Annotated in this window: 16 protein-coding genes and 1 tRNA gene; 9 read left to right on the forward strand and 8 right to left on the reverse strand. The window is 73.0% G+C overall.

Annotated elements, in window-relative coordinates; all coding sequences use genetic code 11:
- Positions 1-226: 226 nt before the first annotated feature.
- Positions 227-2638: an aminopeptidase N gene (gene pepN, locus IE200_RS14095; protein WP_229856563.1), complete on the forward strand. Its 2412-nt coding sequence runs from the start codon at positions 227-229 to the stop codon at positions 2636-2638.
- A gap of 43 nt (positions 2639-2681) precedes the next feature.
- Here the strand turns inward: pepN and IE200_RS14100 are convergent, their stop codons facing one another.
- Both IE200_RS14100 and glmU read right to left on the reverse strand, forming a co-directional pair.
- On the reverse strand, positions 2682-3653 hold the full coding sequence (locus IE200_RS14100; protein WP_191280158.1) for a ribose-phosphate diphosphokinase: 972 nt from the start codon (positions 3651-3653) through the stop codon (positions 2682-2684).
- A 110-nt stretch (positions 3654-3763) separates the two neighbouring features.
- Positions 3764-5200, reverse strand: coding sequence for a bifunctional UDP-N-acetylglucosamine diphosphorylase/glucosamine-1-phosphate N-acetyltransferase GlmU (glmU, locus tag IE200_RS14105; RefSeq protein WP_191280122.1), 1437 nt, complete (start codon positions 5198-5200; stop codon positions 3764-3766).
- Here glmU and IE200_RS14110 point away from each other — a divergent pair.
- Positions 5199-6992: a SulP family inorganic anion transporter gene (locus IE200_RS14110; protein ID WP_191280123.1), complete on the forward strand. Its 1794-nt coding sequence runs from the start codon at positions 5199-5201 to the stop codon at positions 6990-6992. The genes glmU and IE200_RS14110 overlap by 2 nt on opposite strands.
- A gap of 17 nt (positions 6993-7009) precedes the next feature.
- Here the strand turns inward: IE200_RS14110 and IE200_RS14115 are convergent, their stop codons facing one another.
- The 5 genes from IE200_RS14115 to IE200_RS14135 form a co-directional block, all read right to left on the reverse strand.
- A complete protein-coding gene (locus tag IE200_RS14115; protein WP_191280124.1) occupies positions 7010-8365 on the reverse strand; it encodes a glycosyltransferase in 1356 nt (451 codons plus the stop codon).
- A complete protein-coding gene (locus IE200_RS14120; protein WP_191280125.1) occupies positions 8362-8664 on the reverse strand; it encodes a hypothetical protein in 303 nt (100 codons plus the stop codon). Before IE200_RS14120 ends, IE200_RS14115 begins: the two co-directional genes overlap by 4 nt.
- 115 nt (positions 8665-8779) lie before the next feature.
- A complete protein-coding gene (locus IE200_RS14125) occupies positions 8780-9244 on the reverse strand; it encodes a TspO/MBR family protein (protein ID WP_191280126.1) in 465 nt (154 codons plus the stop codon).
- The gene (locus IE200_RS14130) at positions 9241-9615 is read right to left on the reverse strand and encodes a hypothetical protein (RefSeq protein WP_191280127.1); all 375 of its coding nucleotides are present in this window, start codon (positions 9613-9615) and stop codon (positions 9241-9243) included. Before IE200_RS14130 ends, IE200_RS14125 begins: the two co-directional genes overlap by 4 nt.
- A gap of 20 nt (positions 9616-9635) precedes the next feature.
- Positions 9636-9714, reverse strand: a tRNA-Gln gene (locus IE200_RS14135).
- A gap of 108 nt (positions 9715-9822) precedes the next feature.
- On the opposite strand from IE200_RS14135, the gene IE200_RS14140 reads away from it, so the two are divergent.
- Genes IE200_RS14140 through IE200_RS14165 form a run of 6 tightly spaced genes read left to right on the forward strand, consistent with a single transcriptional unit; the run spans position 9823 to position 15049 of the window.
- Positions 9823-10782, forward strand: coding sequence for an ABC transporter ATP-binding protein (locus tag IE200_RS14140; protein ID WP_229856553.1), 960 nt, complete (start codon positions 9823-9825; stop codon positions 10780-10782).
- Entirely contained in the window at positions 10775-11674 is a 900-nt protein-coding gene (locus tag IE200_RS14145) for an ABC transporter permease (RefSeq protein WP_191280128.1), read from the forward strand. Before IE200_RS14140 ends, IE200_RS14145 begins: the two co-directional genes overlap by 8 nt.
- Positions 11671-12582 carry an ABC transporter ATP-binding protein gene (locus IE200_RS14150; protein WP_191280129.1) on the forward strand — a complete coding sequence of 304 codons (912 nt, stop codon included), beginning with the start codon at positions 11671-11673 and terminating at the stop codon, positions 12580-12582. The genes IE200_RS14145 and IE200_RS14150 overlap by 4 nt, the downstream gene beginning before the upstream one ends.
- An 11-nt stretch (positions 12583-12593) precedes the next feature.
- Positions 12594-13292 carry an ABC transporter permease gene (locus IE200_RS14155; protein ID WP_191280130.1) on the forward strand — a complete coding sequence of 233 codons (699 nt, stop codon included), beginning with the start codon at positions 12594-12596 and terminating at the stop codon, positions 13290-13292.
- Positions 13293-13328: 36 nt separating this feature from the next.
- Positions 13329-14450, forward strand: a complete 1122-nt coding sequence (locus IE200_RS14160) for an ATP-dependent DNA ligase (RefSeq protein ID WP_191280131.1) — start codon at positions 13329-13331, stop codon at positions 14448-14450.
- Complete coding sequence (locus tag IE200_RS14165) at positions 14447-15049, forward strand: hypothetical protein (protein WP_229856554.1); 603 nt, start codon at positions 14447-14449, stop codon at positions 15047-15049. Before IE200_RS14160 ends, IE200_RS14165 begins: the two co-directional genes overlap by 4 nt.
- 101 nt (positions 15050-15150) lie before the next feature.
- On the opposite strand, the gene IE200_RS14170 is transcribed toward IE200_RS14165, so the two are convergent.
- Positions 15151-16236 (reverse strand): sulfotransferase, encoded by a 1086-nt coding sequence (locus tag IE200_RS14170; protein WP_191280132.1) that lies wholly within the window; start codon positions 16234-16236, stop codon positions 15151-15153.
- Positions 16237-16323: 87 nt separating this feature from the next.
- Between IE200_RS14170 and IE200_RS14175 the strand changes: the two genes are divergently transcribed.
- The gene (locus IE200_RS14175; protein WP_191280133.1) at positions 16324-19080 is read left to right on the forward strand and encodes a stealth conserved region 3 domain-containing protein; all 2757 of its coding nucleotides are present in this window, start codon (positions 16324-16326) and stop codon (positions 19078-19080) included.
- The last annotated feature ends 134 nt before the right edge of the window (positions 19081-19214 follow it).

A 19214-nucleotide genomic window follows, 5' to 3' on the forward strand; every position in this document is an offset into this window, starting at 1 on the left:
ACGACTTCTGATCTCGTTCGAGGGCCTCGGGGCCGGAGACGACGAACGCCGCGCTCCGGATCGAGGGCGCGGCGCAGGGTGCGGACCGGCCCAGTCGATCACGGAGTCCCGGTCGTACGGGCTCCCTCGCCGAGGCAACCACAGAACTCTAGACCCGGTCGGGGCGGACGGTCGAATCCCGGCTGCGTCCCACGGACCGGCACCCTAGGGTGTCCCGGTGCCCCTGATGCTTCCCGAGGCGCGCGAGCGCGCCGCCCTGCTGACCGACGTCCACACCGAGCTCCGCCTCGACCTCACCTCGACCGAGGACTTCGGCGTCGAGGCGACCATCTCCTTCGGCTGCACCGAGCCCGGCGCCTCGACGTTCCTCGAGCTCAACGGCGGCACCGACGTCACGCTGGACGGTCGCCCCGCGGCGTACGCCGACGGCCGCATCCCGCTGACCGACCTGGCCGCCGCCAACACGGTCCGCGTCACCGCCCGCATGCCCTACGTCACCGACGGCGACGGCATGACCGTCACCGTCGACCCGGCCGACGGGGAGCGCTACGTGTGCGCCCACACGTCGATGGACATCACCCAGAAGGTGATCCCCTGCTTCGACCAGCCCGACATCAAGACCACCTTCGCCGTCACCGTGGTCGCGCCGTCGCACTGGACGGTGCTCGCCAACGGCCCGCTCGAGGAGCGCGCCTCGGGCGAGGGCGCGGACACCTGGCGGTTCGGCACCACCCCCCGGTTCTCCTCCTACCTGTTCACCCTCGTCGGCGGGCCCTGGGTCTCGGTGACCTGGGACGAGCCGTACGCCCCGGCGCCGGGCGGCACGCTGCCCTTCGGCTGGCACGCGCGCGCCTCGCAGGAGCGCGAACTGCGTCGTGACGCCGAGGAGCTGCGGCGCATCACCAGCGCCTGCTTCCAGCACTACACGACGGTCTTCGAGCCGGAGTACCCCTACGCCGACTACCAGCAGGTCTTCGCCCCGGGCCTCAACTGGGGGGCGATGGAGTTCCCCGGCTGCGTCGTCTACCGCGACCAGGCGCTCACCCGGGGCGCCCCCACCGAGCTCGAGCGCCAGTGGCTGGCGTCCACGATCGCCCACGAGATGGCGCACATGTGGTTCGGCGACCTGGTCACCATGAGGTGGTGGGAGGACTCCTGGCTCAACGAGTCCTTCGCCGACTTCATGGGCTACGACGTCGCCGGCACCGCGGCCGGCTACTCCGACGCCTGGACCTCGGCCGCCATCAGCCGCAAGCCGGCGGGCTACCGCGCCGACCGCCGCCGCTCCTCGCACCCGATCGCCGAGGACACCGAGAAGATCGTCGACGTCGACACGGCGTTCGCCAACTTCGACATGATCACCTACGCCAAGGGCAACGCCACCCTGGCCCAGCTCGGCCACTGGCTCGGCGACGAGGACTTCCTCGCCGGGGTCAACACGCACCTCACCACGCACGCGTTCGGCAACGCCGACCTGGCCGCCTTCCTCGACTCGCTCGACTCCGCCACCGACAAGGACGTACGCGCGTGGGCGGCGGCGTGGCTGCGCACCACCGGCTTCGACACCCTGCGCGTCACGCGCGACGACTCCGGCGTGCCGGTGCTCACGCGTGAGGGCTCCCGGCCCCACCGCCTCACCGTGTCGGCCTACGACGACGACATGCGCCTGGTGAGCTCGCGCGACGTGCACCTGGGCGAGGAGCCCGTACGGCTCGAGGAGTTCGCCGGACGCGTCGTGGTGCCCAACTCCGGCGACGAGACCTTCGCGGTCGTCCGTCCCGACGAGCGGTCGTGGGCCGCCGTCACCGCGGGGCTGTCGTCGGTGGAGTCGCAGCTGACCCGGGCGATGCTCTGGTGGACCGCCGTCGACCTGTGCGAGTCGCAGGCCATCGGCGTCGGCGAGCTCGTCGACCTCGCCGACCGCCACCTGCGCCCCGAGACCCACCCGCTCGTCTTCGAGGGTGTCGTACGTGCCCTCCAGACCGTGGTCCGCCGCTACGCGGCCCCCGGGGAGGTCGCCGCTCACCTCGCCGTCGTCTCCGACATCGCGCGCGGTGCCGTCGAGGGCGGCGACCCCGCGCTCGCCCCCGGCGCGGCCCGGACACTGGCGCGCCTCAGCGCGGACCGGACCTTCCTCGTCGAGTGGCTCGGGCGCGACGACTTCGACCAGAACGTCCGCTGGGCCGCGGTGCACCGCCTCGCCGAGCTGGGCGACGCCTCCCACGTCGACGCCGAGGCCGAGCGCGACCGGTCCGTGGCCGGTCACCACGCCGCCCTGACCGCCCGTGCCGCGATCCCCACCCCCGAGGCCAAGGAGGCGGCCTGGGCGCAGCTGATGGGCGGCGAGCTCGGCAGCCACGAGTTCCACGCCGTCGGCGCCGGGTTCTGGGGCTGGGAGCAGGCCGACCTGGTCCGCCCATGGCTCCAGCGCTACGTCACCGACGGGCTCGCGCTCGCGCAGCGGTCGGGGCAGGCCATGGGCGACGTGATCGGCGACGCCTTCCCGGTGCTGCCGCTGGACCCCGACGTACGGCGCGGGCTCCGGGACGCGGTCGCCTCCGCACTCGAGGGGGACGTGCCGACGGTGCTGGCCCGGTCGTGGAACGACTCGCTCGACGACCTCGACCGGACGCTGTAGGCCTCAGCGCGGACCAGGCCTGATCAGCGTCGGACGACGCTGATCAGGCGTGGCCGTCGAACATGGAGGTGACGGACCCGTCCTCGAAGACCTCGCGGATCGCCCGGGCGATGAGCGGGGCGATGGAGAGCGTGGTGAGCTTGTCGAACTGCTTGTCCGCCGGGACGGGGAGCGTGTTGGTGACCACGACCTCCATGGCGGAGGAGTTCTTGAGGCGGTCGACGGCGGGGTCGGACAGGATCGGGTGGGTCGCGGCGATGATGACGCCCGCGGCACCGTCGGCCATGCACGCCTCGGCGGCCTTCACGATCGTGCCGCCGGTGTCGACCATGTCGTCGGTGAGGATGCAGATCTTGCCCTTGACCTCGCCGACCACGCGGTTGGCGACGACCTCGTTGGCCACGTCGATGCGGCGCGTCTTGTGGATGAACGCCAGCGGAACGCCGCCGAGGCGGGCCGACCAGCGCTCGGCGACCTTGATCCGGCCGGCGTCCGGGGAGACGACGGCCAGCTGCTGGTCGCCGTACTTCTCCTTGACGTAGTCGGTGAGGATCGGCAGCGCCATCAGGTGGTCGACGGGGCCGTCGAAGAAGCCCTGGATCTGGTCGGCGTGCAGGTCCACGGTGATGAGCCGGTCGGCGCCGGCGGTCTTGAACAGGTCGGCGATCAGCCGGGCAGAGATCGGCTCGCGGCCGCGGTGCTTCTTGTCCTGGCGGGCGTAGCCGTAGAACGGCATGACCACGGTGATCCGCTTGGCCGAGGCCCGCTTGAGGGCGTCGACCATGATCAGGTGCTCCATGATCCACTCGTTGATCGGAGCCGTGTGGCTCTGGATCACGAAGGCGTCGCACCCGCGTACGGACTCCTCGTAGCGGACGTAGAGCTCGCCGTTGGCGAACGCCCGCGCGTCCTGCGGGACGAGCCCGCACTCCAGGAGGTCGGCGACCTCGTGGGCGAGGTCGGGGTAGGCCCGGCCGCTGAAGACCATCAGGTTCTTCTCGGTGGTCCGCTTCATTCCGGTCACGCCGGCGACTCCTCGCTGTGTGGTCAGCCTCGGGGGGTGGCTAGGTTCGGAGGTGCTGCCAAGGATTGTTCCCCACGCCGGGCCCCTCGACCAACCCCGGGTCAGTCCTCGTGGGATGCCTCACGTTCACGCGCCGTTCGCGCGGCCTCCGCCTGCGCCGTCCCGGCCCGCCGGGACTCGGTCCAGCCCTCGAGGTTGCGCTGCGGGCTGCTGCTGACGGCGAGCGCGCCGGCCGGCACGTCGCGGCGTACGGTCGTGCCGCCGGCGGTGCCCGCGCCGTCGCCGATCTCGACGGGGGCGACGAAGGTGTTGTTGGAGCCGGTCCGGGCGTGCCGGCCGATGACGGTGCGGTGCTTGGCCACCCCGTCGTAGTTGGCGAAGATCGTGCCGGCGCCGATGTTGGTGCCCTCGCCGATCTCGGCATCGCCGACGTAGGACAGGTGCGGCACCTTGGCGCCGTCGCCGATGCTGGCGTTCTTGGTCTCGACGAAGGTCCCGATCTTCCCGGCGACGCCGAGCCGGGTGCCCGGGCGCAGGTAGGCGAAGGGCCCGACGGTGGCACGGTCGCCGATCACGGCGAGCTCGGCATGGGCGCGGACGACCCGCGCACCGGCGCCCACCTCGCAGTCCTTGAGCGTGGTGTCGGGGCCGACCACCGCGTCCTCGTGGACGACGGTGGCGCCGAGGAGCTGCGTGCCCGGCAGGATCGTGGCGTCGGGCTCGATCACCACGTCGGCCTCGATCCAGGTGGTCGCCGGGTCCATGACGGTGACGCCCTCGCGCATCCAGCGGGTGACGATCCGCTGGTTGAGCTTGCGGCCGAGCTCGGCGAGCTGGACGCGGTCGTTGGCCCCCTCGGTCTGCTCGACGTCGTCGATCACGTGCGCGCCGACGGTCAGGCCGTCCTCGCGCGCGAGGCCGACGGCGTCGGTGAGGTAGTACTCGCCCTTGGCGTTGTCGTTGGTGATCCGCGCCAACGCCGAGACGAGGAACTCGGCGTCGAAGGCCAGGATGCCGGAGCTGATCTCGGAGATCTCGCGCTGCTGGGGCGTGGCGTCCTTCTCCTCCACGATCGCCTCGACGTCGCCCTCGTGGTTGCGCACGATCCGGCCGTAGCCGAACGGGTTCGCCACCCGGCCGCTCAGGATGCTCACCGCGCGCTGCGCCGCCTCGTGCTCCTCGGCGAAGGCGCGCAGCGACTCCCCCTCGAGCAGCGGGGTGTCACCGGCCGCGACGAGCACGGTGCCGGTGGTCGTGCCGCATGCCTCCATCGCGACTCGTACGGCGTGCCCCGTGCCCTGCTGCGTCTCCTGGACGGCCAGCACGGCGCCCGGCAGCTGCTCGGTGATGTGCGGACCGACCTGCTCACGCTGGTGGCCGACGACCGCGACCACCTGGGTCGGCTCCACGGCCTGCACGGCGCGGAGCACGTGGCCGATCATCGAGCGGCCCGCGATCGGGTGCAGCACCTTCATGGTCTTCGACTTCATGCGGGTGCCGCCGCCGGCGGCGAGGACGATGACGGTGAGGTTGTCCATGTCCGCAGTCTGTCACCGGTCCGGCGTGACGCCGCAACCGCGGGACGAGGCGGTCGTGCGCTCCACGTCGACGGGACGTTGGTCCCTACCGGGACGTCGCCCGGCCGCGGTCGACTGGGCGCAGGAGGTGATCGCGGTGCCGCTGGGTCCGCCCCCGCACGGGGCGCTGCGCGGTGACGTCGTCGCGGGGATCACCGTCGCGGCCTACCTGGTCCCGCAGGTGCTGGCCTACTCCGGCCTGGCCCGGGTGCCGCCGGCCGCGGGGCTCTGGGCGGCCTTCGTCGCCCTCGCCGTCTACTTCCTCCTCGGGTCCTCGCCGCAGCTCTCCGTGGGCCCGGAGTCCACGACCGCGCTGATGACGGGCGCCGCCCTGGCGACGCTCGCGATCCCGGGCGCGTCCGCGCAGGACACCGCGGCGGTGCTCGCGCTCGCCGTCGGCGCCGTGTGCCTGCTGGCCTGGGCCGGCGGCCTCGGCTTCCTCGCCGACCTGCTCTCCAAGCCGGTGCTCGTGGGATACATGGCCGGGATCGCCGGGCTCATGGTCCTGTCACAGGCGGCCCGCGCGAGCGGCACCGACGTCCCGGACGCCAGCGTGCTGGCGCAGACCTGGTGGCTCGTCCAGCACCCGGCCCAGGCGCACGGCCCCACCGTCCTGGTCTTCGCCGGCACGCTGGTGCTGCTCCTGCTCGGTGCCCGGCTCTGGCCCACGGGCCCGGTCCCGCTCCTCGGCATGCTCCTGGCGACCCTGGCCGTCGCAGCGGCAGGGCTCTCCGACGACGGCGTGGCCGTCGTCGGCACGCTCCCCTTCGCCCTCCCGTCGATCGGGCTGCCGCCGGTGTCGTCGCTCGGGTCGTACGTGGGGTCGTGGGCGCTGCTGACGACCGCGCTGGCCATCGCCGTGGTCGGCTTCACCGACAACGTCCTCACCGCGCGGGCGTTCGGCGACCGGCACGGCGACCGGGTCGACGCCCGACGCGAGCTGTTGGCGCTCGGGGCGGCGAACGTCGCGGCCGGGATGGTGCACGGCTTCCCGGTGAGCAGCTCGGGGAGCCGGACGGCGATCGTCGACGCCGTCGGGGGACGGTCACGGTGGGCGGGGCTGTCCACCCTGGGGGCCGCGCTCGTCCTCGTCCTGGCGCTGCGTCCGGTGCTGGCCAGGTTCCCCGACGCCGCGCTGGCGGGCGTCGTGGTCTACGCCGGGCTCCGGCTGATCGACGTCGCGGAGTTCGTCCGGATCGCGCGCTACCGGCGCACCGAGCTCGCCATCGCGCTCGCCACGACCGCCGGGGTGCTCGCCCTCGGCGTGCTCGAGGGCGTGCTCGTGGCGATCAGTCTCTCGCTCGTCGACGTGATCGGCCGCGTGGCCCGGCCCCACGACGCGATCGAGGGCCTCGTCCCCGACCTGGCCGGCATGCACGACGTCGACGACCACGCCGGCGCGGTGGTCGTGCCGGGCCTGCTCGTCTACCGCTACGACGCGCCCCTCTTCTTCGCCAACGCCGACAACTTCCTGACCCGCGTGCGGGAGGCGGTCGCGGCGTACGGGCCGCAGTGGGTGCTGCTCAACACCGAGGCCATCGGCGAGGTCGACTTCACCGGCGCGGTCGCGCTCGAGACGCTCCGCGCGGAGCTCGAGGCCGAGGGCGTCGTGCTGGCGCTGGCCCGTCTCAAGCAGGACCAGCGCGACGCGCTGGAGCCGAGCGGACTGCTGGACCGGATCGGTGCGGAGCACATCTTCCCGACGCTGCCGACCGCGCTCGAGGGATACCGGGCGGCCACCGGGCAGCCGTGAGGTCCGCCCGGGCGTGGCTAGGCCCCGTCCGCGCCGAGCAGCTGCGCGAAGAGGTCGACGTACTGGATGAGGTGGCGGTCGGCGAGGTAGTGCTCGTGCACGCGGTCGTGGGCGTTGCGTCCCAGCTCCCGACGCCACTTCGCGTCCCCGAGGAGCCCGGCCAGCGCGGCCGCGAGCGCGGCACCGTCGCGCGGGTCCTCGAGCAGGATCCCGCTGACCCCGTCCTCGATCTGGTCGCGGATGCCGCCCACGGCGGAGGCGACCACGGGACGGGCCTTCCACATCGGCTCGGTGACGGTGAGGCCGAACCCCTCGGCGAGGCTCTTCTGGACGACGACCGTCGCGCGACGCTGGAGGGCGTTGACGGTCCGGGCATTGGCGACGGGGTCGTCCATCGGGATCGCGAGCAGGTGGGCGCGCCGGCGGGCCGCCGGGGCGAGCGAGCGCCAGCGGTCCCGGCACTCCGCGAGCACCTCGCCGGCCTCGGGGTCGTCGGCCACCCCGTCGGCCGGACCCGCGAGCACGAGGTGCACGTCGGGGGGCAGCTCGGCGAGGTGACCTGCGAAGGCGTCCAGGACGCCGGACATGTCCTTGAGGCGGTCCCACCGGCTGACCTGCAGCACGAACGGGTCGGCCAGCGGCACCGCCGGCCCCTCCACGACCAGCCCCAGGCGCCGCACCAGCGACTTGTCCTCGCGCGGGGTCAGCTCGACGTTCTTGGCGCTGAAGGGGTCGAGCGACGGCGGGATGATCCGCAACCACCGCCGGTCGACCCAGGCGGGCGCGAACTGCTCACGCGAGAAGACGCAGGCGTGCGCGGGCGCGACCAGGTCCTGCAGGAACCCCCACGCCTCCTGCGTCCACCGGTTGCTCTCGTCCACCCCCACGTGGCAGCGCCACACGACGTGCGCGCCCCGCTCACGCAGCGCACCGGCCAGCCCCGCGGTCTGGGGGTCGTGCAGCAGGACCAGGTCGCCGGGACGTACCAGGTCGACGAGCTCGCCGACGTGGCCCGCGAGGGTGGCGTCGTACGTCGCGCGTGCCGCGGCGTCGAGGGCGCCGTCGTCACCCGGGACGCCGTGCAGCCGGTTGTGGATGCGCTTGGTCAGCGCGAAGAAGTCCGGGGAGCCACCGATCACGAGCCAGCGGATGTCCACGCCGGTCCCGGCCGCGTAGGCGACGAGGGCGGCCAGCATCTCGGCCACGCCACCTCCGCGGGCCGTCGAGCTGATGTTCCAGACGGTGCGCCCGGCGAGAAGCCGCCGGGCCGCGGCGGCGTACGTCTCGACCCGGTCGACCCGCTCCGGCGGCAGCAGCGCGGTCAGCCGCGCGAGCGCGACCGGCGCCACTGCGACCTCGACCAGTCGTGTCACGGCGCACCCCGGGGGCGGGGCACCCGGACGTGGGGGCCGACCCGCACCTGCACACCGGGCGCGGCCCGTCTGGCCGCCGCCAGCGCGACGTCCATGCGCTGGATCAGCTCCGCCCGCGCGGCGTGGTCGTGCTCCGCCACGTCGGGCTCGACGAGCTCCACGGCGCGGTGGCAGGCGACCGCCCGTCGTGCGGCGTCGCCCACGCGCTGCTCGAGGTCGTGGACGTCGTCGACCACGACCTGCACCGGCGCGGGCGCGCGCGTGGCTGCGGCTGGGTGGGGGGCTGTCGCGCGGCTCATGGCGTCCTCCTCGGTCCTTGCCCCGAGTCTCACCGGCCCACGGCGCCACCGGCAGGGCCGTAGGACCCGGGGCTCTCGGCCCTCCGCCCCCGGGGCCGGGACCCCGGCCGGCGACTCAGCCCAGCCTGGCGTAGGCCACCGACAGCGCGGTCGCGACCGACAGCCACAACGCGTACGGGGTGAGGAGCAGGCCGCCCCAGGCCTCGACCCGGCCGACCACCACGACCAACGCCCAGGTGAGGACCGCGGCACCGGTCAGCGAGGCAGCGGCCGGCGCGAGGGCGTGCGGGACGTAGAACAGCCACGCCCAGCCGAGCGCCAGCGCCACCGACGCGGCGAGCACGCCGGTGGCGACCCACGCCGGGCCGGCCGACGCGGTGCGGACGACGCCCAGCCCGACGACGAGCAGCAGCGCGAAGTTGAGCGGCCACATCACGGCGAACACGACGTCGGGCGGCTGGAACGACGGCCGCGCGAGCGAGGCGTACCAGCCGGGGTCGTGGCCGTTCCAGACGTTCGACAGCGCGGCGAAGGCCACGACGAGAACGCACCAGGTGAGCACCGGCGCCCACGCCGTCACGTCGACTCCCCCTCGAGGCGCGCCCGCACGGCGGCATCGAAGGCCGCGACCGATCCGGTCATGCCGTCCAGCTCGCTCGCGCCGAGCAGGACACGCCAACGGTCGCCCTCGCGGGTCAGGACCACGGGCGCCCCGCTCGACGCGACCGCGTCACGCAGCTCGTCGTCGAGCTCGTTCAGGTGCAGCAGGCGCACCCGTACGGGGAGCCGGGCCGCCATCCGGTCCCACTCCCCCTTGCGCCGGACCGTGCCGTGGGTGATGTCGCACAGGCCGCAGTGCCGGGTGCCGCGCAGCTTGCCCCAGACGTACGCCGCCTCGCCGAGCAGGCCAGCGTCCGCGTCGTAGACGCCCACGATCTCGGTCACACCCATGTCACGACGCTACCGAGCGGCTCCCCGGGTAGGAGTCGAACCTACGTCGCTAGTCCTGATTCAAAGTCAGGCGGGCCCTACCGGCAGACCAACCGGGGATAGGAGGCCAAGCCTAGGGCCCGAGCGGACCGATCTTCACCACACCTCCACACGGGTCGGGGCCATCCCTGATGTCGCGGTGCCTGCGTGACCGCTAGCGTGAGGCGCGTGACGGGGGAACTCATGGGACGCCCGCCGGTCATCTCGACCGCGGGCCTCACCAAGCACTACGGGACGGTCCACGCCCTGACCGACCTCACGGTCGACGTCGGGGCGGGCGTGACGGGCCTGGTCGGCGCCAACGGCGCCGGCAAGTCGACGCTCATCAAGATCCTGCTCGGACTGCTCGAGCCCACCGGCGGGAACGCCAGCGTCCTGGGCCACGACATCGAGCACGAGGGCCAGGAGATCCGCCGGCTCGTCGGCTACATGCCCGAGCACGACTGCCTGCCGCCCGACGTCAGCGCCAGCGACTTCGTGGTGCACATGGCGCGGATGTCCGGTCTGGGGGCGTCGGCTGCCCGTGAGCGCGCCGCCGACGTGCTGCGCCACGTCGGCCTCGACGAGGAGCGCTACCGGCCGATGGGTGGCTACTCCACCGGCATGAAGCAGCGCGCCAAGCTCGCCCAGGCCCTCGCCCACGACCCGCGACTGGTCTTCCTCGACGAGCCGACCAACGGCCTCGACCCGGCCGCGCGCACCGACATGCTGCGACTCGTCGAGCGCATCGGCAGCGAGTTCGGCATCGCCGTGCTCGTCACCTCCCACCTGCTCGGCGAGCTCGAGCAGGTCAGCGACCACGTGATCGTGCTCGACGGCGGCCACCTGCTGCGCAGCAGCGCGACGGGCGAGTTCACCCAGCACACCGGCGGCCTGCTCGTCGAGGTCGTCGGCACCGAGACCGAGCGGGACCGCCTCGGGGAGGCGCTCGCCCAGCGGGGGCTCACCTGTCGACCGCGCGGTGCGATGGTCGCCGTCGACCCACCGCCGCCGGACCTCGCCGAGGGCGCGGCCGTCCACGACCTCATCCGCGACGTGGCCGCGGACCTCGGCCTCGGCCTGATGCGCCTCCAGCCGGACCGGCGCCACCTCGAGGACGTCTTCCTCGAAGGAGGCACCCGTGCCTGACCTCTCCGCCCCGGGCCCGGGTCGCTCCGGTGTCATCCACGACCTCGGCTACCGCCACTTCGACGGCGTCCGCGAGGGCTCCGGCGCCATCGCGCGCACCCTGTTCACCACCGGTCTACGCCACGCGTACGGGCTCGGCCGGTCGGGCAAGTCGAAGGTCATGCCCTTCCTCCTGCTCGCGATGTCGTTGCTGCCTGCGACGATCGTCGTCGGTGTCGTCGTCCTCACCGGCCTCGCCGACCTCCCCGTGTCGTACGCCGACTACACCAACCAGACGCAGCTGCTGGTCAGCCTCTTCGCCGCCGCACAGGCACCGGTGCTGTTCTCCCGCGACCTGCGCCACCGCTCGATCGTGCTCTACCTCGCGCGTCCGCTGTCCTCGCACGTGTTCGCCCTCGTGCGGTGGCTCTCGCTGACCGTCGCGATCCTGCTCTTCACCGCGATCCCCACGACCGTGCTCTACGCCGGCGCGATGCTGGCCGGGCTCGACAAGAGCGACCAGACCACCGACCTGCTCAAGGCGCTCGTCCTGCAGGTCCTGCTCGCCATGCTCGTCGCCGGCGTGTCCGGCCTGATCTCGTCGATCTCGCTGCGACGCGGCTTCGCCGTCGTCGGATCGGTGATGGCCCTGATCGTCCTGACCGGCATCGTCACCGTCGTCCAGAACATCGCCTGGTACGAGGCCGACAGCGAGACCGTCCCGGTCGCCGTCGGGCTGCTGTCGCCCTGGTCGCTCGTCAACGGCCTGGCCAACTCCTGGGACGCCGGCGTCGACACCGTCGTGCCGGTCGACGGCGCGTGGGTCCCGGCGTACGCCATCATCGCCGTCCTGCTCGTGGCCGGTTGCCTGCTCGGGCTCGTCGCCCGCTTCCAGAAGGTGGGCTCCCGATGAGCACCCTCGTCCTCGACTCGGCCTCGCGCTGGTTCGGCAACGTCGTCGCCGTCAACGACGTGTCGCTGACCATCGGCCCCGGCGTGACCGGCCTGCTCGGCCCCAACGGCGCCGGCAAGACCACGCTGATGGCGATGATGTCGGGCTTCCTCGCGCCGTCGGCCGGGCACGTCACGCTCGACGGGCAGCCCGTGTGGCGCAACACCGCGACCTACCGCCGGATCGGGCTCGTGCCGGAGCGTGAGCTCAGCTTCGGCTACCTGACCGGGCGCCAGTTCGTCCGCGCCAACGCCGACCTGCACCGCCTCCCCGACGCGGCTGCGGCCACCGAGCGGATCCTCGAGGTCGTCGACATGGTCGAGCCGGCCGGCCGGCGGCTCGACACCTACTCCAAGGGCATGCGGCAGCGGGTCAAGATTGCCGCGGCGCTCGTCCACGACCCGGCGGTGCTGCTGCTCGACGAGCCGTTCAACGGCGTCGACCCGCGCCAGCGGATGCACCTGATGGACCTGCTGCGGCAGCTGGGCGACCAGGGCCGCACCGTGCTGTTCAGCTCCCACATCCTCGAGGAGGTGGAGCGGCTCGCGCGCCACATCGAGGTCGTCGTCTCGGGGCGGCACGCCGCGTCCGGCGACTTCGGCGCGATCCGTCGCCTGATGACCGACCGGCCGGTGCAGTACGCGATCCGCTCCAGCGACGACCGCGCGCTCGCCGCGGCGCTGATGGCCCAGGAGTCCGTACGCGCGGTCAGCCTGCGCACCGACTCCCTCGACGTGCAGGTCGGCGACCTCGGCAGCTTCGCCGCGAGCCTGCCCGGCCTGGCCCGGCAGCACGACGTGACCCTGTTCGAGCTCTCCCCCAGCGACGAGTCGCTCGAGAGCGTCTTCGCCTACCTGGTGGCCCGATGAACGCGGGGATGATGAACGCGACCATTGCCAAGCTCGCGCTGCAGGCGCTCCTCGGCCGGCGACGGTTCTACCTGCTGCTGGCCTTCCCGGTGCTGCTCATCGGGCTGGTCGTGCTGATCACGGCCCTGACCGACGGCGACGCTGCGTACGGCGTGCTGCCCAACCTCGGCTTCCCGCTGGTGCTGCCGCTCGTCGCGATCCTCGCGGCGTCGTCGGTGCTCGGCCCCGAGGTCGACGACGGCTCGATCGTCTACCTGCTGTCCAAGCCGGTGAACCGCTACGGCGTGGCGATCAGCAAGTGGGTCGTGGCGCTCGCCGCGACGCTGGTGGCCGGCGCGCTGCCGATCCTCGTCGCGGCGCTGATCACCGGCGACAGCACCCGGGCGGTCGCGCTCTTCGTCGCCGCCGCGGTCGCCGGCACGGCGTACTCCGCGCTCTTCCTCGCGATCTCGGCGGTCACCCGGCACGCCGTCATCGCGTCGCTGATGTTCGTGCTGATCTGGGAGGGCCTGCTCGGCAACCTGTTCAGCGGCATCGCGTGGCTGAGCATCGGCCAGTGGGGACTGCGGATCGGCCACGCGATCTCCGACGAGCTGCCCGACCCCGCGAGCCTGCCGTACGCGGTCGTCGCCAGCCTCGTCGTGACGGTCGTCGGCGTGTGGTTCGCCGGAGACCGGCTGCGGTCGTTCTCCCTGCGCGGCGAGGCCTGAGCACCGCTCGCGCGTGCGCGCACTAGGGTCGGAACCGTGGAACTCCCCGTCATGCCGCCCGTGCAGCCGATGCTCGCCAAGAGCGTCAGCGGCGTGCCCGACCCGGCGAAGCACGGGGGCCTGAGCTTCGAGCCCAAGTGGGACGGCTTCCGCTGCCTGGTCTTCAAGGACGGCGACGAGGTCGAGCTCGCGAGCCGCAACACCAAGCCGCTCACGCGCTACTTCCCCGAGGTCGTCGACGCCTGCCGCGAGCAGCTGCCGGACCGCATCGTGCTCGACGGCGAGATCTTCGTCGGCCTGCAGGGCGCCGACGGCTGGCGGCTGGAGTTCGAGACGCTGCAGGAGCGCATCCACCCCGCCGCGAGCCGCGTCGACAGGCTGGCCACCGAGACCCCGGCCGGGTTCGTGGCCTTCGACCTGCTGGCACTCGGCGACGAGTCCTTCATGGACCGGCCCTTCTCCGAGCGACGTGCGGCCCTCGTCGCGGCGCTCGGCCACCTCGACGGCACCGGCCCCTGCTTCCTCACCCGCACCACCGAGGACGCGACCGAGGCGGAGCGCTGGTTCGAGGAGTTCGAGGGCGCCGGGCTCGACGGCGTCGTCGCCAAGCCGCTCGGCGCGGCCTACGAGCCCAACAAGCGCACCATGCTCAAGATCAAGCACGAGCGCACCGCCGACGTGGTCCTCGCGGGCTACCGCGAGCACAAGACCTCGACCCCCGAGGAGCCGCTGATCGGCTCGCTGCTCCTGGGCTTGTACGACGAGGCGGGCGAGCTGCAGCACATCGGCGTCTCGGCCAGCTTCACCGCCAAGCGGCGCGCCGAGCTGTGGCACGAGCTGCAGCCGCTGGTCTGCGACGTCGCCGACCACCCGTGGGGCCGGTGGAACGAGTTCCTCACCGCCAACCCGGACCGGGTCCCCGGCACGCAGAGCCGCTGGAGCGCCGGCAAGGACCTCGGCTTCACCGCGCTGCGACCCGAGCGGGTGCTCGAGGTGAAGTACGACCACATGGAGGGCCGCCGCTTCCGCCACACCGCTCACTTCAAGCGCTGGCGTCCCGACCGCGACCCGGAGTCCTGCGGCTACGCCCAGCTCGACGAGCCCGCGGGCTACGACCTCACTAGAATCCTCAGCACCGACACCGGAGGCGAGTCATGAGCACCCCCCACGTTCCCGAGAACACCCCCAGCAGCCCAGAGGACTCCATCCACGACGGACGGGGCACCTACGACGTGGTGCTCCTCGTCGAGCAGGCCCTCACGTCCGTCGACGCCGAGCAGGTGCGCTCGCTGCACAGCGAGATCGAGGACCCGGTCGTCTACCACGTGCTGCTGCCCCTCGAGGACGCCGCGGCCCGCATCGAGGCCACCCTCGGCACGCTCGGCGCCGGGGACCTGATGGCCGCGCCCGCGCTGGCGATGAACGACGTCGACATCGACGCGTTGCGGCGCGAGTGCGAGGAGCAGTCCTCGTCCGACCTCCAGCAGACCCTCAAGGCCATCGCCGCGGCCGGCGGCACTGCCCACGGCAAGGTCACCTCCGAGCCGCCGGTCGACGCGCTGGCCGCGCTCGTCACCGCGGTCGACGCGCGCGAGGCCATCATCCTGACCCGTCCGCACGTCGTCGCCGAGTTCTTCCACGTCGACTGGACGTCCCGCGCGCGCCGCAAGCTCGGCGTACCGGTCCTCCACCTGATCGAGCACGAGAACTTCGACGAGCAGGCCTCAGGCTCCGGCGAGGGCGTGAGCGGGCTCTGACGGCCACGACCGCTGGTTGAGGAGCTCGCGCCGCGACCGTCACGAAACCGGATCGGGGTCTCGTGACCGGCGCCAGGGCGCCTTCCTCGACCAACGGGTGGTCAGCGGCGGGTGACGCGGCGTACGACCGCGCGGCGCAGGATCGCTGCCGCCTCGCGCCCGCCGACGGCGGGCTCCTTCGTGGCCCTGACCTGCGCGAGGTCGCGGCGCAGCTGCTGCACCGTGGCCCGCTGGGCGTCGCGCGCCTCGCGGGCGGCGAGGGTGGACTCGGCCTTGGTGTGGTCGAAGGTGAGCGCCACGGCGTCGGCGTAGCGGGCGTTGTAGTCCTCGTGCACCCGGTCGAGGGCCAGCAGCGTGTCACGGTCGTGCGGGTCCTCGACGAGGACGCCGAGCAGGTCCCAGACGCCCTCGGCCATCTCGCGCAGCCAGTCGGGGGTGCGGACGTCGTCCCAGGTGAGCTGCGACTTGCGCATCGACGGCTCGATGAAGTCGTCGACCGGGTGGTGCTCGCGCGAGGCGAGGTCGGTGTCGAGCGCGAGGTCGAGCTGCTGCTGCACGGGAGTGAGCGCGGCGCGCCAGTCGGCGAGCAGGTCGGTGTAACGCACGAAGGACCGCTTCGAGCCGCGGCCGGCCTTCTCGGTGAGGAGCGCGGCGTGCACCCAGCCGGCGACGTTGGACGTCTCCTTGGTGAGCCGCAGCTCCTCGGACTGGCTCGAGAGGTACGCGATGTCGCGCGAGCCGACGACCTCGGCGGGGTGGCGCAGCGCGGTCAGCCAGCGCAGGTCGGCGCCCAGCTCGGCGCTGACGACCTCCCACACCTGGGCGAACCAGAACGCGTGGGGGTCCTTGACGACGATCTGGTCCCCGGGCCGGTCGTGCTCGGCGAGCTGTCCCGAGAGCCACTCGTGGAGCTCCGCGGTCGGCACGCCCGACTCGACGTGGCGGGCGACGATGTCGACGGCCGCGGGGCGGCTGTCGATGTTGAAGAGCGCGAGCTCCTTGAGGTGGCGCTTGTGGAAGTCGATGACCCACTGCGGCTCGTAGAACCCGCGCGGGTTGGTCTCCGAGGCCTGCACCTCGGGCTGCGGCACGTGGAGGCCGAGACGCTTCAGGGTGCCGGCGAGGGAGCTGGTGCCGCTGCGACCGGAGCCGGAGACGAGGACCAGCGGGGTGGAGGACGTCGGCATGCGGCTCACCCTATCGGCCGGACCGGCTCCCCCTAGGATCGTGCCGACCGTTCCGCGGATCGTCGAGGACAGAGGACTGAGGACCACGTGGCACTGACCGACAGGCTCGGCGGGAAGGTGCGCTCGGCGGTGCGACGCGTGCGCCGCGACGGCCCGCTCGACATCGTCTTCGTCCTGTTCAACGCCGACGGCATGGGCGGCACCGCCCGCTCCGGCATCGAGCAGGCCAACGCACTGCTCTCCCTCGGCGAGGGCCACCGGGTGCGCATCCTCAGCGTGACCCGCAGCGGCGACTCGACCCACTACAGACTGGTCGACGGCCTCGAGGTCACCTACCTCGTCGACGTGCGCGGCGAGCGCCCTGTCGCGGTCGACGGCCGGCACGCCGCCGAGCTGGCCGAGCGTGAGTCGCTGATCGTGCCGCGCAGCTGGGACGCGCTCTACAACGGCCTCACCGACGCCACGATGCGCGAGGCGCTCGGCGGCATCGACGCCGACGTGCTGGTCACCACCACCCCCGAGCTGCTGGCCGTCGTCGCGCAGCTCGCCCCCGCCGACGTCGCGCTGGTGCACCAGGAGCACCGCGCCTCCTCGAGCCGGGTCAACGACCTCGGCGCCCTGCTCCAGTTCGCCCCCCGCGCCGACGTGGTCGTCTCGCTCACCGAGTCGATGTCGCGGTGGCTCGCCGGTCGCCTCGGCGGGGCGGCGCCCGAGCTGCAGGTCATCCCGAACCCGCTGCCCGCGCACCGCCAGGAGCGCTCCCCGCTCGACCAGAGGACGTTCGTCACCGCCGGCCGGCTGGCGCCGGAGAAGCAGTTCGAGCACGTGGTCGACGCGTTCTGGCGCATCCACGAGCACGTGCCCGGCTGGACGCTGACCGTCTGGGGCGACGGGCCGCGCGCGGACAACCTGGCCGCGCAGGTGCGCAAGCTCGGGCTCGAGGACCGCGTACGCCTCCCCGGGTCGACCGACGACCTGGCCGCCGAGTGGGCGCGCGCGAGCGTCGCTGTGCTCGCCTCGCGCGGCGAGGGCTACCCGCTCGTGCTGCAGGAGGCGATGTCGGCCGGCGTCCCGCCGGTGTCGTACGACTGCCCGTCCGGGCCGCGCGAGATCATCACCCCCGACGTCGACGGTCTCCTCGTCCCGCCGGGGTCGAAGGCCGCGCTCGCCGCCGCGATGCTGCGCATCGCCACCGACGACGACCTCCGTACGGGCCTCGGCGCCGCCGCGCTGGAGCGCTCGCGGCGGTGGGACGGGCAGCTGCTCGCCCGCCAGTGGCTCGACACCTTCCGCACGGCCGTCGCCCGTCGCGCCGACCCGCTCGCCCCGCGTCGCGTGCTGCACGGCCTGCGGCCCGGACCGCTCGGCGACCTGCCCGAGACCGACGGCGCGCGCGGTGTCACGCCCGCCCGGGCGCGTACGACCGCGCTGGCCGCACTGACCTCCGCGGCCGCCGCAACGGGCAACGGGTGGTTCGTGGTGCCCGCCCGCGGCCTCGACCCGCACCCGCTCGTCGTGGTGCCGTCCTCGTGTCGCGGCGAGTTCCTGGCCGCGCTGGCCGCGGGGTCCGTGCCCGACTGGCTCTCGGTGCGCGATCCCGCCGAGCGCGGCTGGCCCGAGCGGCGCGGCACGGTCGCGGTGATGACCGAGGAGCTCGCCCGGACCCGTACGGCCTCGCTGTTCCTCGAGCCGTGGCCGATGCGCGGCGGCCACGACGGCCTCCTCGGCGAGGGCGTTGAGGTGGGCGTGCAGTTCTGGGAGGAGTCGCCCGACGGCGACCTGCTCGCGCCGGGACCCAACCGCTGGGGCGACCGCGTCCCGGCCAGCACGCCCCACACCACCACCACGGTCGAGGGCGTGGAGGTCCCCACGCTCGAGCTGATGGCGCTGCCCACGGTCGACGACTGCCGCTTCGACGTGGACGTCGTCTACACCTGGGTCGACGGGGACGACGAGGCCTGGCTGGCGGCCCGCAACGAGCGGATCACCGGTCTCGGCGGCACGCCCAGCGCCCGCGCCGGCGGCGCCTCGCGCTACCGCAGCCGTGACGAGCTGCGCTACTCGATGCGCAGCATCCACCTGTTCGCGCCGTGGGTGCGCCGCATCCACCTCGTCACCGCCGGCCAGGTGCCCGACTGGCTCGACACCTCGCACGAGCGCGTACGCCTCGTCGACCACCGCGACATCCTCCCGGCCTCCGCGCTGCCGACCTTCAGCTCCCACGCGATCGAGACCCGCCTGCACGCCGTGCCCGACCTCGCCGAGCACTTCGTCTACGTCAACGACGACGTCTTCCTCGGGCGGCCGCGCCGCAAGGAGCACTTCTTCGCCCCGGGCGGGCAGTACGCCGCGTTCGTCGCCGACCACCGCGCCGTCGGGCTGCCCGGCACCGACGACCGGCCCTACCTCTCTGCCGCGCAGAACAACCGCCGCGTGCTCGCCGACGCCTTCGGGGTGACGCTGACCCACACGATGATGCACAGCCCGCACCCGCAGCGGCGCTCGACGCTGGAGGAGATCGCGGAGCGGTTCGCCTCCGAGGTGGACCGGACGACGCACGCGCCGTTCCGCTCCGAGACCGACCTGTCGATGCTCTCCTCCTTCGCGCAGTCGTACGGGCTGATCACCGGTCAGGCGTTCCGGGCGAGCGCGCACCACGGCTACGTCGACCTCGGCCACCAGCAGCTGCCGGTGCAGCTGCGGCAGATGCTCAAGCGCGACCGCGACTTCTTCTGCGTCGCCGACAACCTCCTCGCCGCCTTCGACGAGGAGCGCGCCGACGGCCTGCTCCACGACTTCCTGGAGCGGTACTTCCCGATCGCGGCGCCCTGGGAGCGCGGCTGAGCGGTGCCTGAGACATGTTCTGAGTCTTCAGAACCTGCGTCACGCACCGCCGTCCGCTCGGGCGGTGAGTAAGACATGTTCTGAGCCACCGGAACCTGCGTCACACACCTCTCGACTACGGTGAGGCCGAGAGA

It is taken from the genome of Nocardioides flavus (ex Wang et al. 2016), assembly GCF_014653115.1.
Lineage (GTDB): Bacteria > Actinomycetota > Actinomycetes > Propionibacteriales > Nocardioidaceae > Nocardioides > Nocardioides flavus.